General features: G+C 72.0%; 8 protein-coding genes. 6 read left to right on the forward strand and 2 right to left on the reverse strand.

Going from position 1 to position 15648, the window contains the following annotated elements; genetic code table 11:
- Positions 1-216: 216 nt before the first annotated feature.
- The 5 genes from lanL (at position 217) to OO71_RS09635 (ending at position 8662) form a co-directional block, all read left to right on the forward strand.
- Positions 217-2934, forward strand: coding sequence for a class IV lanthionine synthetase LanL (gene lanL / locus OO71_RS09620; protein WP_063740042.1), 2718 nt, complete (start codon positions 217-219; stop codon positions 2932-2934).
- Entirely contained in the window at positions 2931-4823 is a 1893-nt protein-coding gene (locus OO71_RS09625; protein ID WP_051791388.1) for an alpha/beta hydrolase family protein, read from the forward strand. Before lanL ends, OO71_RS09625 begins: the two co-directional genes overlap by 4 nt.
- 6 nt (positions 4824-4829) lie before the next feature.
- Positions 4830-4994, forward strand: coding sequence for a VenA family class IV lanthipeptide (locus tag OO71_RS51250; RefSeq protein WP_169776513.1), 165 nt, complete (start codon positions 4830-4832; stop codon positions 4992-4994).
- Positions 4995-5087: 93 nt separating this feature from the next.
- Positions 5088-6944, forward strand: a complete 1857-nt coding sequence (locus tag OO71_RS09630; RefSeq protein WP_063740036.1) for an ABC transporter ATP-binding protein — start codon at positions 5088-5090, stop codon at positions 6942-6944.
- Entirely contained in the window at positions 6941-8662 is a 1722-nt protein-coding gene (locus tag OO71_RS09635) for an ABC transporter ATP-binding protein (RefSeq protein ID WP_033289322.1), read from the forward strand. Before OO71_RS09630 ends, OO71_RS09635 begins: the two co-directional genes overlap by 4 nt.
- Positions 8663-8778: 116 nt before the next feature.
- Here the strand turns inward: OO71_RS09635 and OO71_RS09640 are convergent, their stop codons facing one another.
- Positions 8779-11763, reverse strand: coding sequence for an AfsR/SARP family transcriptional regulator (locus tag OO71_RS09640; RefSeq protein WP_084144833.1), 2985 nt, complete (start codon positions 11761-11763; stop codon positions 8779-8781).
- Between the two features lie 17 nt (positions 11764-11780).
- Entirely contained in the window at positions 11781-11945 is a 165-nt protein-coding gene (locus OO71_RS50870) for a hypothetical protein (RefSeq protein WP_084144834.1), read from the reverse strand.
- A 1061-nt stretch (positions 11946-13006) separates the two neighbouring features.
- Between OO71_RS50870 and OO71_RS09650 the strand changes: the two genes are divergently transcribed.
- A complete protein-coding gene (locus tag OO71_RS09650; RefSeq protein WP_033289424.1) occupies positions 13007-14347 on the forward strand; it encodes a flavin-containing monooxygenase in 1341 nt (446 codons plus the stop codon).
- The last annotated feature ends 1301 nt before the right edge of the window (positions 14348-15648 follow it).

Consider the following 15648-nt stretch of genomic DNA (forward strand, 5'->3'; position numbering starts at 1 on the left):
GCCCGGAGACGCGGTTGCCCGGATTCACCTGAACAGCCGACTGCCGTCGTTTCCGGCGGGCTGACCTGCTTCGCCGGACCGGGGCACCGCGTCCGTCCGGCGGGCCTTAAGCCGACCGTAAGGCGATGGGGCAGCCCGGTTCCTAACGTTGCGCAGCACAGCCGACGGTGCCGGTCGGTTGTGCTGATGGTCCGCGGCGTGGGATGGCGAGGCGTGATGGCTGAGTTCGACTTCAGTGTCATCGGTGCGGTCGGTTCGGATTCGCTCGGGAGTTCGGTGCTGATCGAGGTGGCCCGCCGGGGCTTGCGATCCGGAGGGGCGGGCAAGAGGTGGGCGTTGCGCATCGGCTCGCCGTGGTGCTCGGTGGACCCGGTGGCCGGTTTCCGGGGCAAACAGGGCTGGAAGCTGCACGTCTCGGCGACCATCGCGTCGGCAGGGGAGGTGCTTGCCCGCGCGCTGCCGGTGTTGCTGAAGGAGGCTTCGCCGTTCAAGTTCGCCGCCACGCTGGACCAGGTGGCGCTGCTGAACGCCCGGCACACCGCCCGCGGGCATTCGGGCAAGTTCCTGACCGTGTACCCGGAGAGCGACGAAACCGCGGTGCGGCTTGCCGAGCAGCTGGACCGCGTGACCACCGGCCTCGCCGGGCCGCGGATCCTGTCCGACCGGCCCTACCGGCCGGGGAGCCTGGTGCACTACCGCTACGGCGCCTTCGTGGAACGGCGGCTGCTCACCCCCGACGGCTTCTACTCCTGGGTGCTGGAGGATCCCGACGGCAACCTCGTCGAGGACCGGCGGACCGGCCGGTACACGCCGCCGCCGTGGGTGGTCAGCCCGTTCCCCCGGGACGCCCGCGGCCCGGGCGGGACCACCGAGGCGCGGGAAGTGCTGGTGGGACAACGGTTCCTGGTCCGCGAGGCCATCCGGCACACCAATCGCGGCGGGGTGTACCGCGCGCAGGACTCCGACGGGGCTGCCGTGGTGCTCAAGGAGGCCCGGCCGCACGTGGGCACCGGCCGGGACGGCCGGGACGAGCAGGACCGGCTGCGCGCCGAGGCGGCCGCGCTGGAACTGCTCGGCGGGCGCGCGGCCGCGCCGGAGCTGCTGGGGCTGTTCGAACAGGCCGGCCATCTTTTCCTTGCCGAGGAACAAGTTCCGGGCAGTCCGCTGCGGGACTGGGTACCGGACCGGATCCGGGCGCACGGCTGGCGGGCGGGGGTACCTTCGGCGCTGCCGGTGGCGATGCGGGTCGTGCGGCTGATGACCCGGGCCCATCGGGCGGGCCTGGTGCTGCGCGATTTCAATCCCAGCAACATCATCGTCCGGCCGGACGGCGAGCTGCGGCTGATCGATCTCGAACTGGCGGTGCGGGCGAAGCATGCCGGGGACGCGGTACGGCACGTCGGGACACCGGGGTTCAGTGCGCCGGAGCAGCTCGGCGGTGCCGCACCCGCGTTGGCCGCCGACTACTACAGCCTGGGTGCGACGCTGTGCTTTCTCGTGCTGGGGACGGTCCCGTACCAGGCCGACGACGTTCCCGCCGCGGATCCGCCTCGTCCCGCGCTCACCGAATGGCTCACCGAACGATGGCCGGACACCGGGATGCCCGCCGAGCTGGCCGAGCTGATCCTGGGGCTGATGCACCCCGATCCCGGTCGCCGGCCGGATTCCGGGCGGGCCAGGGAGGTGCTGTCGGGCATGGTCACGCGCGCGGCGAATCCCGGGTCGCCGGGGGCGGTCCGGTTTCCCGACAGCGACTGGCGCGACGACGTCGACGGCGTGATCGGGCACCTGCTGGACACCATGTCCCCGGACGAGGAGCGGTTGTGGCCCCTCTCGTGCGCACACGGTGCTCCGGATCCGTGCAGCGTGCAGCACGGCGCGGCGGGGGTGCTGGGCACGCTCACCCGCGCGGTGGTCACGGGGGCGAGTGCGGACGAGCGGCTCCGGCCGGGAGTCGGGAAGATCGGCGACTGGATCGTCGCGCGGCGGGACGCGCCCGGCCGTCCGCCCGGCCTGTACTTCGGCACCGCGGGCATGGCCTGGGCGCTGTACGACGCGGGCGTGGCCATCGGCGCCGACCGGCTCGCCGACGCCGGGCTGGAAGCCGCCCGGGGGCTACCCGCGGCCTCCGTCAACCCGGACGTCACGCACGGCACGGCGGGAATCGTGCTGACGCTGCTGCACTTGTGGAGCCTCAGCGGGGACGAAACGTTGCTGGCCAAGGCGATCGAGTCGGCCGATGCGCTGGTCGCCGCGGCCGAGGACGGGCCGGACGGGCTGAGCTGGGGCACCCCGGCCGAACACCTGTCCCAGCTCGCCGGGCGCCGCTACTACGGTTTCGCGCACGGCAGCTCCGGGGTGGCCTACAGCTTGCTGGTCGCCTCGACCGCGACCGGGCGGACGGACTACCTCGACGTGGCCCGCAGGGTCGGCAAGGCGTTGCTCGGCCACGCCATCCCGGCCGGCGATCTCGTGCAGTGGGGTGCCGGGACGGGCGACCAGGCCACCGCCCCGCACTGGTGCCACGGAGCGGCAGGCGTCGGCACCTTCCTGACCCGGCTGCACCGGGTCACCGGGGACGAGGAGTTCGGCCGGTACGCCCGGCGCGCCGGCAATGCGGTGCTGGCCGCCGCCGGCCGCAGCGGGGCGGCACAGTGCCACGGTCTCGCCGGCAACGCCGAGCTGCTGCTCGACCTCCACGAGAACACCGGTGATCCCGAATGCCTCGGCGGGGCGCACCGGCTGGCGCGTCTCGTGCACACCCGGCGCTGCCTCCGGGGCGGCCGCGCGGTGTTCGCCGACGACCACGGCGGGATCACCGCGACCTGGGGGGACGGCATGACCGGAGTGCTGGGATTCCTGCTTCGGCTGCGATATGGCACCCGGCGGATGTGGATGGCCGACGAGCTGCTGGGGCACGGGGGTCCGCAGTGAGGACACCACCCGCCCGCGCGGACGGCCGCACCGGCCGGGGCGCCGCCCCCGCGCCGCGGCGGCCGGGCCGCTCCGTCGTCGACCGGACCGGATTCGCCCTGTCCGCCGGTGGCTGTACCGGCGCGTCCATCCTGCTGCCGGGCTCCGAGGCGGTGCTGGAGGTGTGGCAGCTCGGCCGCACCGTCACCCGCCGGACGGTGCCGTGGGTCCGCGTCGAGCGGGGTACTTCGGTGCTGCCGCTGGACGACGGGACGCTGGTGCTGTGCCAGCCGTCCGTCGGCGACCCAGAATGCCACACGATCACCGCACTGCCGACCCGGCACGAGGCCGGGAGGATCACCCCGCTCGGCCACATCCGGGGCCTCAGCTGCTACCTGCTGCCTGCCCCGCCCGGCTGGGCCGCGGTCGCGCTGGCGGTCGTGATCGACCGGACCCTGCACTCGACCGTCTGGCGGCTGAACCGCGCCGGTGGCGGGATGGAACTGCTGGTGCGGCTGCCCGGTGCGCTCTCCGGCGGAATCCGGATCGACGAGGACTCCGGGCTGCTCGCGGTGAACCAGGTGCTGCACGGACGGCACACCGGCGGCCTGCTGGTGGACCTCGTACGGGGCTCGTGGCGGCGGATCTGGTCGCTGTCGGCGGCGACCACCGACCGCATCCACTGTTACGCACCCCGCACCCGGCGCCTGGTGGTCAGCAGCGACGTCTCCGGCGAGCCGCGGCTCGGCTGGGGAGTCCTCGGCGAACGCACCGTGCACTTCCCGCCCAAGCTGCACCGGGACGGATATCGCCGGCACGCGCTGACCTTCGACGAGGCGGGCGAACGGGTGCTGGTGCACGAGACCGAGGGAACGCTTTCCCGGCTGTACGTCTACCACCTGGCCGAGGACGACCTGAGCCCGCTGCCGCTGCCGGACGGCACCATCACCTCCCCGGCCTGCTGGACCGGGGACACCATCCGGCTGCCCTACTCGTGCCCCGGCCGCCCGCCGACCATCGGCACCCTGCGGCTGACGCGCGCCGAGCCGGCCTGGTCGGTGCCCCGCGAGACCGGGTACTCCGGCGGGCATTCGGTGCACGCCGACCGGACCGAGGTGACGGGCGCGGCGGGGCGGATCGAGGCCATCGTCTACGGCGGACCGCAATGGCAGTCGGCGAAACGGCTGGTGGTCGCGTTGCACGGGGGCCCGCTCGCGGCGTGGCGGTTCCAGTTCGACCCGCTGTTCCACCAGCTCGCCGGTGCGGGGATCGCCGTGCTCGCCCCCAACTACCGGGGCAGCACCGGCTACGGCACGCGGCACCGGAACGCGGTGCTGGGCCATTGGGGCGGCCCCGACCTGGACGACGTGCTGGCCATCGGGCGCGAGCTGGCCGAGGCGAGGAGCGCGCGGGGCAGGCCGGCGCCGGTCGTCCTCGGGGCGAGCTACGGGGCGTATCTGGCGTTGCTCGCCGCCGGCACCGAGCCGTCGATGTGGTCGGCATGTGTTGCGCTGGCACCGTTTCTGTCCCCGGGGGACCTTTCCGAGTCCGCGGCGGCCCCGGTCCGGGAGCGCCTCGACGAGCTCGGCGCGCGCCGCGGCGAGGACCAGGACGTGCTCGAAGTCTGTGCGTCGCTGCGGATGCCGGTGCTGCTGGCGCACGGCGTGCACGACGAACGGATCCCGGTGCAGCAGTCCCGCCGCCTCGAACGGCGGCTGGCCGAGCTCGGCCCCGCCGCCGGGCCACTCGACTACCTGGAACTCAACACCGATCACGCCGGGGTCGTCGAACATCATCTTCCGCCGCTGGTGCGGCGGATCACGGACTTCTGCCGCACACACGCCTCCGGCGTGGTGCCAGGGAGCGGCAGAAGGGCACGAACATCCGCACGATCCGGCGAAAGGAGGTGAACACCCATGGAACTCGAAGAATTCGACATGGTGGCGTCGCTGCAGGCGCTGCCCGAGACCGATCCGGTCGAGGTCGACGGAATCCAGCTCGGCGGGGGAGGCGCGACGTGTAACTGCATCGGCCTGCTGACCGTGCTGCAGACCATCTGCATCGGCGTGTCCTGCGCCTGAGCCTGCTCAGGCACCTGGTGTCCCGCCCGCTGGTATCGAGCGGGACACCAGGTCCGCCGCAGCGGAACGGGTACGAACGAACTGTAGGGTGCGATGGGAATCGAGGCGAATGATCCCGCTCCGCGGACATCGCACGCGGGTACGCGGCCGCGGCGGCGGGAACGGGGCCTGCCGGAACGGCTGAGGGTGCTGGCGGGAGACCGGGACCCGGCGAGAGCCGTGCGCGCGGCAGGCAGCCGCGTGCTGCGCTCGGCCGCCCGCCAGTCGTGGCCCGCCATGCTGCTGCTGGGTGCGATCACCGTGCTGCACATCGGAACCGGGCTGCTCACCCCACAGGCAGTCGCGGCGGCGGTGGACGCGGCTTCCCGCGGAGCCGGATTGCCGGACGCGCTGATCTGGCTCGCGGTGCTGCTCGTGGTGAGCATGGCCGCCACTGCCGCCGACGACGTGGTGAGCGCGTATTTCGGCAGCTCGCTGACTGCCCGGCTGCGGCACCGGCTGGTGGACCGGCTGCTGGCGCTCGGGGTCGCCGGGCCGCTGCGGCTGCCTGCGGGCGACGCGCTCACCAGGCTCACCGAGAACGCCGCCGGCCCGGCCGCATTCCTGCCGATGCTGCTTTCGGCGTCGTCCACCGTGCTGACCGCGCTGGGCGCGGTGGCCGGCCTGGCGCTCATCGATCCGTGGCTGGCGTTGCCGGTCGTCGTCGGCGGGCCGCTCGCCGCGGTGCTGGTCCGGCGGTTCACCGCTACCGCAGGCGACGCGATGCAGCGATACCAGCGGGCACAGGGCGAACTGGCCACTCGCCTGCTGGACGCGCTGCGCGGGGTCCGGACCATCCGCGCCGCCGGCACCGCAGGCCGCGACATCGCCCGGGTGCTGACGCCGGTGCGGCAGCTGCACTGCAGCGGGGTGCAGCTGTGGGCGGCACAAGGCCGGGTGAGCTGGCAGATGTCGTTGCTGACCCCGCTTCTGCAGATCGCCGTGCTCGCCGTCGGCGGTTTCGCGTTGACCGAGGGCGAGGTGAGTGCGGGTCAGCTGGTGGCAGCGGCTTCGTACGTGGCCATGGCGCTGGGCGCGGTGGGGCTGCTCGACACCGTGGTCGCGCTGATGAGCTGTCAGGTCGGGGCCGGCCGGGTCGGCGAGGTCGTGCAGACCCCGCCGGCGATCACCCCGCCGGCCCGGCCGCTGCCGCTGCCGGACGGCCACGGCAGAGTCGAATTCCGTGCGGTCACCGTGCGCGAGGACGGCGATCTGCTGCTCGACCGGATCGATCTCACCGTGCCTGCCGGGTGCGCACTGGCCGTGGTGGGCCGGTCGGGCAGCGGCAAGAGCGCGTTGACCGGGCTGCTCGGCCGGTTGCGGGATCCGGCCGCGGGCCAGGTCGCACTGGACGGCGTCGACGTGCGCGCAGTCGAGCTGACCGAGTTGCGGCGGGCAGTCGGGTACGCCTTCGAGCGCCCCGCTCTGCTCGGCGCCACCGTGGCCGACCTGATCGGCTACGGTGCCACCGGCGACGACCGGGACCGCGTGGAGCGGGCGGCGCGGATCGCGCAAGCCGACGGATTCATCCGCAAACTGCCGAGGGGGTACGACACCCCGCTGGCCGACGCCCCGTTCTCCGGCGGCGAACTCCAACGCCTCGGCTTGGCCCGCGCACTCTGCGTCGACGCCCGGGTGCTGGTCCTCGACGACGCGACCAGCAGCCTCGACACCGCCACCGAGGTGCGGGTGACCGCTGCCCTGCGGTCGGCTCGCGCCGGGCGCACGACCGTGACCGTCGCGCGGCGGATCGCCACCGCGGCTGACGCGGATCTCGTTGCGTGGCTTGACAAGGGCCGCCTCCGGGCCGTCGCCACGCACGACTTTCTGTGGCGCGACCCGGATTACCGCGCCATCTTCACCACCGGCGAGGAGTTCCCGGCGCACGACCGGAACCGGGCTGTCTCATGAGCGCCGCGGGGCTCCTGCTCCGGCACCTGCGTCCGCACCGGCGGGCAGTGGCCCGCCTGGCGCTCTGGTCGGCGGTGGAGGCGTTGCCGATGCTCGTCTCCGGCGCGTGCATCGCCGCGGCGATCGACAAGGGATTCCTGGCCGGCCGTCCGTGGACCGGGCTGGGCTGGCTGCTGCTGCTCGGCGTCGCCTGGGTGATCAGTGCCGTGGCCACGCGCCGGCTGTACCCCTGGCTGGGGCGCATCGTCGAGCCGTCGCGGGACACCCTCGTCGAGGAGGTCGTCTCGGCCTGCCTTTCCCGGGCGCTCGCCGCCGAACGCGCCGCAACCGGAGCCGGCGCGGCACAGGTCACCGAACACGTGGAAGCGGTCCGGCAGCTCCTGTCGACGTTGCTGCGCAACATGCGGCAGGTGCTGGCCTCCGGCGTCGCCGCGGTCGTCGGCCTTGCCGTGCTTTCGCCGGTGATCGCGGTGGTGGTCCTGGCTTGTGTGGTGCCCGCGCTGGCCGGCTTCGCGCTGGTGCTGCGGCTGTTGTTCCGGCGCTACCGCCGCGTGCTGCTCACCACCGAGCGGATCGCCGAGCAGGCGGAGCCGGCAGTCAGCGGGATCCGGGATCTCGTCGCGCAGGGAGCCGAGCGGCGCGCGGCCGCCGACATCGGTGCCGCGGTGCGGGAACAGGCCGATGCCTTGCGCGCGTTCGCCCGCGCGCGGGTATTGCGGCTGCCGGTGCTGACCCTCGGCGTGCACGTGCCGATCCTCGGCTTGCTGGCGCTGGCCCCCTGGCTGATCACGAGCGGGCGCCTCGGCGTCGGCGACATCGCGGGCGGGGTCGTCTACCTCAGCAGCGGTCTGCAGCCCGCGGTCCAGTTCGTGATCAACGCCGGCAGCACCCTGCTGGTCAGCTTGGCGGTGGTGCTGGACCGGCTCGCGCAGGTGTGCGCGGTACCGCAGCCCGCACCGCCTCCGCCGGGCAAGCGCCCGGCCGGCACCGGGATCGAGCTCGACGAGGTCACGTTCGCTTATGCGGAGCACGCGGATCCGGTCCTGCGCGAGCTGACCCTGTCGATCCCGCCGCACCGGCATCTCGCGGTGGTCGGACCGAGCGGGATCGGGAAGTCGACGCTGGCCGCGCTGCTGGCCGGGCTGGCCACCCCGCAATGCGGCCGGATCCTGCTCGGCGGCGTACCGCTGGACCAAGTGGACCGGAACTGGCTGCGGCGGACGGTGGCCCTCATCCCGCAGGAGGCGTATGTGTTCGCCGGCACCGTGCGGGAGAACCTCTGCTACCTGCGACCCGACGCCGGCCACCGCGCGCTCACCGAAGCAGTGCACGCAGTCGGTGCGCAGGAGCTGGTCGCGGACCTCGGCGGCTACGAGGCCCCGATCGCCGCCGGAGGCGACCGGCTCTCGCCCGGCCAGCGCCAGCTGCTCGCGCTGGCGCGGGTGTACCTGTCCGAGGCCGAGGTGGTCGTACTGGACGAGGCGACGTGCCACCTGGATCCCGCCGCCGAGGAACAGGCCGAACACGCGTTCGCCCGCCGGCCCGGCACCGTCGTCGTGATCGCGCACCGGATCAGTTCCGCGCGGCGGGCGGAGCGGATTCTGGTGCTGGACGGGACGTCTGCTGCTCTTGGTGACCATGCGGGGTTGCTGGTGGGTAATGGGCTTTATGCTCGGTTGGCCGGTCACTGGGGTGCTGGATCACGTGCCGTTGGTTGACGTTCGGCGGGCCGAACGCATTCTGGTGCCGGACGGGACGTCCGCTCAGCGACCACGGGGGCTGCTTGCGGGGTAACGAGCTCTATACCCGGCTGACCGGCTACTGGGGCGCCGGATCACGAGCCGCCGGTTGACGCCCTTCCGGAGCCGGTCCGTGGGGCACGGCGGGCCGGGAACGGGGACGGCGGTACCTCGATCTCGGCCATCCGGTCCAGGTATGCCTGGTATCTGCTGCGCGCAGCGCCGAAGCGGCCTGCTCCGTCGAGCGTTGCCACCAGGGTCAGGTGGGCCGTCTCGTCGTACGGGTCGAGGTCGAGCAGCCGCACCAGGTAGCGGGCGGCCTCGTCGACGTCGCCGGTCTCGCGCAGTTCGGCCGCCAGCGCCCGCAACACTGCCGCGTAGGTGGTGCGTACCTCCTCGGCCAGCGGCACCGCCCACTCCTGGCACGGGTCTTGTTCGAGGAAGCCGCCCGGGTGCGCGCGTGCGGCGGCCAGCAGCCGCGCCAGCCGGTCGCCGTCCTCGCCGGCGCACGCGTCGGCTGCCAGGGACAGGAAGTTCTCCACGTCGATGTCCACCAGCGAGCGGTCGAACCAGACGGAACCGCCGTCGGTGACCACCGCCGCGTCGAACCGGAGTGCCTCGCGCACCGTGTTGAGCAGCACCGACATCCGGTTGCCGCACCGGCCCGGGTCGCCGCCCGGCCACAGGAGTTCCATCAGCCGTTCCCTCGACACCGGACGGCGATGCGCGACCAGCATCTTCACCAGCTCGCGTGCTTTGCGCGACTGCCATGCGGCCGGGTGCAGGAGCTCGCCGTGCCGCCGCACCTCGAAGGTGCCCAGGGTGCTGATCGCGACCGGCGGCGCTTTCCGCGCGGAGGCGGCCAGCGGCCCGGCCACCGCGGTGTTCCGCGCATCGATGCCGAACCCGGCCAGCACGGCGTCCCCGGAATCGGCACCGGAGAGCCGGGACGCGACCACTTCGGCGACCGCCTCGTCGGCCCGCATTCCCAGATCCCGCCAGACTCCGGCAGCCTCAAGAACCCGCTCCTGATGCCGGCCCGGTGCCTCCGCGGACAGTGCCCCGAGCACGACCGTCTCCGCCAAGCCGGGCTCGTCGCACCGGGCTCGCGCGACCTCGGCGGCCCGGACCGCGTCCTGCGCTGCCGACTGCCGGTCGCCCGCGCACAGCGAAACCCAGCCCCTGGTCGTCAGCGCGTGCACCCGGTAGATCCCCTCGTCAAGGCGCACCGCGCGCTCGGCCGCATTCCGGGCGGCTTCGGGTTCCTTCGGGCCGCACACCCGGGCCCAGCCGGCCAGCGCACCGGACATGCCGACCACGTCGTGCACCGGTTCGGCGAGCGAGAGCGCCTGCTCGTACGCCGCCCGTGCCCTCGTGCACTGCCCGTGGAGCCGGTGCACGTCACCCAACCCGGACAGCGGCAATGCGCCCAGCCGTGAGCCCAGCTGTTCGAACATCGCCGCGGCCTGTTCGAAGTCGCGGCGGGCCGCTGCCCCGTCGCCACGGCGCAGCAGGGCGTGCGCCCGGACGGTCATCGCGAGCGCGGTCACGCCGTTGTCCCCGCAGCGCCGCCCGAGCCGCACTGCCGCGCGCGCGGTCTCCACCGCCCGCGCGGTGCTGCGCAATTGCACGCTGAATCCGGCCTCGATCACCAGCGCTCGCAACTGCTGGAGCGCATCACCCGCAGCCTCGGCGGCTTCCCTTGCCCCAGCGAGGCAGGCGCCGAACTCACGCGTGTCTCCTTCGGCGTACGCGAGGTGCGCGGCGGCGAGGTAGGCCTCACCGAGCGCGCCTGCGTCCCCGCTCCGCTCCGCGGCCCGCAGCGATCGTTCCGCCAGGCTCCGCGCGGCCGGGTAGTCACCGGTCATCCGGTGCGTGGTGGCGGACAGCGCGAGGACCTTTGCCTCGTCCGCAGTGTTTTCCCCGGCCAGCGCAGTGCGCGCGCAGATGGACCGGACTTCGCCGAATTCCCCGCGGGCGTAGGCCAGCACGCCGACCCGCCAGCCCAGCGCCGTGGTGAGCTCCGGCTGTTCGGATCCCGCTCGCCGGAACGACGCGCCCGCGCCGGCCCACCGGCCCACTACCTGCCGGGCCTCGCCCACGACCCAGTCCAGCGCCGGCTCACGGGCCCACTCGGCGGGGACCGCGGCGATCTGCCGTACGGCCGCCGCGTCGCCCCCGTGCACCAGCGCCGCGCCGTTGCGGGCCACCAGATCCCGGACCGCGCCGACGTCACCTGCCGCGAGGCCGTGCCGGACCGCATGGGCAGGTGCCCCGCGCTCGGCGAACTCGGTGCACAGCTGCCGGTGCAGCTGCTTGCGGATCCCCGGGGAGCTCTCCAGCTCGTGCCGCAGGTGCATGCGGACGGGTGCGCTCAGCGCCCATCCGCCGTCGGCCCGGTGCGTGACGAGACCACGGCGCACCAGATCCGGCAGCGCCTCGCCGGAACGGAGGTCGGTGCACCGCCCGGCGTGCCGTTCGCACAGCGCGAGCCGGCGGAGCAGGTCCACCGTCTCCGGCGGTTCCGGGCCCACGACCTCCTCGGCGACGAATCGCTGCAGGAACTCCCCGGGGAGCTGAACCCGCTGCAGCAGGCCGGAATGCTGTTCGGGCCGCACCCCGGCGAGCCGCTCGACGAGCCGGGCGGTGAGCGCAGGCCATCCTCCGGTCAGGCTCCAGATCCGGCTGAGCGTCGCCGGGTGCACCTCGCCGAGTGCCTCCCGCGCCACCTCGATCAGCTCGGAACGCCGGAAATGCAGTTCGGCGGCCCCGACTTCGCTCAGCAGCCCGCGCCCGCGCAACCGCTGCACCGGGAAAGGCAGGGTCGACCGCGAGATCAGCACGAGCCGCACCCGCGGCGACGATTCGGCGCACAACCGGTGCAACGCGCCTGCCATCGGCGAATCGGAGGGCAGATCCTGGATGTCGTCGACGACGGCGGTCACCCCGGACCGGCCGGAGGCGAGCCCGCCCAGCCGGTGCACTTCGTCGTGCGCGACCCAGACGACGGCCCCGCCCCGGCCCGCCCGGCGCACGGTGCTCGTCTTGCCCCACCCGGCCACCGCGGCGACGATGCACACCGGACCGGCGGACCGGATCAGCCGCTCCAGCCGACCACCGCGGTCACCCCGGTCACTCCGGCCGCCCCGGTCGTCCCGGTCACTCCGGTCGTCCCGGTCGTCCCGGTCGTCCCGGTCACTCCGGCTGTCCCGGTCGCTCCGGTCGTCCCGGTCACTCCGGCTGTCCCGGTCACTCCGGTCATCCCGGCCGCCCCCTCCCGGCGTTTCCCCGGCCCAGTCGCAAGTTTCCCCCGCCCGGCCCGGAGTTTTCCCGATCCAGCCGGGAGGTTCGCCTTTCCGGACCGGTGTTTCCCCGGTCCGGACCGGCGTTGTGCCTTTCCCCGCAAGCATCGGCCTGCGCCCGTCCTCGGCAGGTTGCCGCGACACCGCTGTTACCCCCTTGTTCCGGACAGCCGCCGGACCGGCACCTCGTCGCGTTCCACGGCCCGGTCGGCAGACTGGGCGGGTTCCCCGTGCGGGCCACAGCTATCCCGCCGCAGTGGAGATCCGGGTTCCCGCTCGATCCCGTTTTATAACCCGGCAGGGGACCGCTTCGAGCGCTCCGGACCGGTCCTACTCGTTCGGGTGAAACTGCCACTCGGTCAGCCGTATCTGCCCGTCACCCCGATCCGGCAGTCAATTCCGGATGCAGCACTGCACGTGAGTGAGATTTCCTGGGAAGGGACCGCTGTTTGGTTCGGAATCGGTGAGGGCGGCGCGATTCGGGTGTGGCGGGCGATCGTACTGGCGGAGGTATCCGGGTGAGGCGGTGATAGGGGCGCGACTGGTTGCCGTGATGGCCGAGACGGATGCTCCGGGCCGATTCGGGTTCGGTTGTCCGGTATCGGGCCCGGGCCGGTCGTCGTCACGTGGTGGCCGGATCGCGCGTCCGGGAGCCGCGCGCGATTGTCCGCCGGACATCGTGGGGTGCCTGGGGTTCCGGCGGTGGTCGTCGCGACCCGTGGGCCAGGGGGCTTGCTCGGCGGTGGTCGTCCGGGAGGGACTGGCGGAGCGGCGAACAGTCCACAGTGGACGGTACGAAACCTCGGCCTGCGGCTGTAAGGGCCGGAACTGCCGGTGTGGCGCTGGACACCGGACGGCCGGGCCGCTACCCTCGACGGAGAAGATCGTTTTGCTTATCCAGCGGGAATTCCGCGGTAAAAGTGGTCCGGCCGTCATCGTGAATGGCGGCCGTCGAGTCATGTGCCGGTCGGCCGGGGTGGGCCGGGCTGGGCCGGTCTTCGCGGCCGGGAAAGGGGAAACGATGTCGCGGGTTGCCGTCGTCGGTGCCGGTCCCAGTGGGCTGGCGCAGCTGCATGCATTCGAGCAGGCACGGCGGAAGGGGGCGGACGTTCCCGAGCTGGTGTGTTTCGAAAAGCAGCACGACTGGGGCGGCCTCTGGAATTTCACCTGGCGAACCGGTCTCGACGAATTCGGTGATCCGGTGCACGGCGGCATGTACCGGTCGCTGTGGTCGAATGGGCCGAAAGAGTGTCTCGAGTTCGCCGACTACTCCTTCGACGAGCACTTCTCGAAACCGGTTCCGTCGTTCCCGCCGCGCGAAGTCCTGTTCGATTACCTCGCCGGGCGGGCGAAGAAGAGCGGCGTGCGCCGCCATATCCGGTTCGGCACCGCGGTGCGGTGGATCGAGTACGACACAGCCCGGGACAAGTTCGACGTCACCGTCGAAGACCTCGGGGCAGGCGCGACGGGCACGGAGGCATTCGACCGCGTGATCGTCGCCAGCGGGCACTTTTCGGTGCCCCACGTGCCTTGCTACGACGGGTTTTCCTCGTTTCCCGGGCGCATCCTGCACTCCCACGACTTCCGGGATGCCCGCGAGTTCGCCGGGAAGAACCTGCTGGTCCTGGGCGGCAGTTACTCGGCGGAAGACATCGCGCTGCAGACGAAGAAGTACGGCGCATCGTCGGTCGTCATTTCCCATCGCCGGGCGCCGATGGGTTTCCGCTGGCCTGCCGGGATCGAAGAAATGCCCCTGCTCGCCCGCCTCGAAAAGGACACGGCGGTGTTCGCCGACGGCACCCGCAGGCAGGTGGACGCGATCATTCTGTGCACCGGCTATCTGCACCGGTTTCCGTTCCTCGGGAAAAGCCTCGGCCTGCGGACGAAGAACGTCCTTTACCCCGCCGATCTGTACCAAGGAATATTCCTGGTAAGCAACCCCGGGATGATGTACCTGGGAATGCAGGATCAGTTCTATTCGATGACCTTGTTCGACGCGCAGGCGTGGTACGCCCGTGATGTCGTGCTCGGGCGGATCCGGCTGCCCGCCCGTGCGGAAATGGAACGCGACATCGCCGCGTGGCGGGACCGGGAGAAAGCGCTGACCGGACCGGCGGGCCAGATCGACTTCCAGGCCGACCACATCCGGGAACTCCTGAAGGAGGTCGACTACCCCGCTTTCGACCTGGATCTCACCCGGGCGCACTTCAAGCAATGGGAGCAGGACAAGGAGGAGAGCATCGTCGGATACCGCGACCGCGCGTTCTCCTCACCGTGCACGGGAACCCCGGCCCCGCCCCGGAAACTGCCGTGGTGGGACACCACCGACGATTCGCTCGCCACATTCCTGGACGAGTGCTGACCGGTCCTCCCCATGCGGTGGGTTCCGCAGTGCTCCGCGATCAAGGAACCAGTACGACCAGGGCGACTCCACCGGTGAGTGCGAGGTGCGGAAGGATCCGGCGCCGCCGCGGTGACACCCCTCGGGTCCGCCCGGTCGCCTGATCCGCCGGGATGGCAAGCGATTTCGGCGGGGCACACCCCGAGGTCTCGCCCGCAGCGCCGGAACGCGGCAAAGCCCCATCCGGTCGAGGTGGCGAGGGCGAAAGTGGTGCTGCTGAACAGAAGCAGCACGAGAGCGACCCCGAGATCGGTCCACCTGGCCCGGCTGTGCCCCGGATGCCGGGGCAGTCATCCGTCGCGCGAATTCTGGCAGAGAATCCGGGACGACCCGGCCAGAGCCGATGGTGGGCACACCGGGATGGGTGCGAGGAATATGGAATACCGGGAGCCACGCCATGGCGCGCCGTACACCGAGGTGCCGCCGGATTCGGATACCCGCCCGGCTATTACCGCGCAGGGGAAAGCTTGCCGCAAACCCGGCAACACCGAAACAGCCGACACCGGCCAGGAAGGGGTTCCGGCTGTTGCGGCGACAGTGCCGATCGAGAACAGTGCCAGCACACCGCTCGCGATCCGGAACGCGTCCTTCCCGGTAATGGCTCGCCGCACGCCCCGGTCCGGAAGGAACGGCGCTTCCGGCAATGCGGGTCGGTCATCGGCAGTTTTCCTCCATTGCTGCGGGGAGGTGCGGAATGGGCCTGTCCGCATTCTGTCCGCGGTGGCCGTAATGTGCTCAGCTGAGCATTGTCGTGATACGGGGAGACGACGGTGAGGTAAAGCGGCACGCTCCGCCATCCGGGGGAAATCCGGAGGGGGCAAGAGCTTCGCACGCCCGCACCGGCGGGAGGCGGTCGACGCGGTCGATCGCCCGCGGGATGACAGAAATTGGCCGGTGGAGCGGGAAATGGTCAATCCCCGGATTCCGGGAAACTGCCTGGTCCGGACCACCGGGTAGCGCTTCCGCCGCCGATCGGAGGGCCGGAACGGCATGCCGGGGGAGGGAATTGTCGTCATTCACCGGCCCGGGAAAAGGCAGGAACGGTGATTCCGCGCCGCGATACTGAGTGAGCAGGCAGAATCGGTGCTGCGTGATCGGTGAACGGCACGGCCGTGAATGTGCACGTGCATCTCGATCCGGCCCGGGCCAATGGAGTACCCGTCCGCACAAGGAAATTGCCGGCGGCCGTACACTGGGCTGGTGATCCACCAGATGGCATGATCTGCGGGCGGGATCGGGATTTCGAGGCCGGCCCGGGAATT

The sequence above is a fragment of the Amycolatopsis jejuensis genome (assembly GCF_000717335.1).
Lineage (GTDB): Bacteria > Actinomycetota > Actinomycetes > Mycobacteriales > Pseudonocardiaceae > Amycolatopsis > Amycolatopsis jejuensis.

Coding starts and splice junctions, on each gene's coding strand:
- lanL (WP_063740042.1), top strand. CDS start 217: ATGGCTGAGTTCGACTTCAGTGTCATCGGTGCGGTCGGTTCGGATTCG.
- OO71_RS51250 (WP_169776513.1), top strand. CDS start 4,830: ATGGAACTCGAAGAATTCGACATGGTGGCGTCGCTGCAGGCGCTGCCC.
- OO71_RS09630 (WP_063740036.1), top strand. CDS start 5,088: ATGGGAATCGAGGCGAATGATCCCGCTCCGCGGACATCGCACGCGGGT.
- OO71_RS09635 (WP_033289322.1), top strand. CDS start 6,941: ATGAGCGCCGCGGGGCTCCTGCTCCGGCACCTGCGTCCGCACCGGCGG.
- OO71_RS50870 (WP_084144834.1), bottom strand. CDS start 11,945: ATGACCGGAGTGACCGGGACAGCCGGAGTGACCGGGACGACCGGAGCG.
- OO71_RS09650 (WP_033289424.1), top strand. CDS start 13,007: ATGTCGCGGGTTGCCGTCGTCGGTGCCGGTCCCAGTGGGCTGGCGCAG.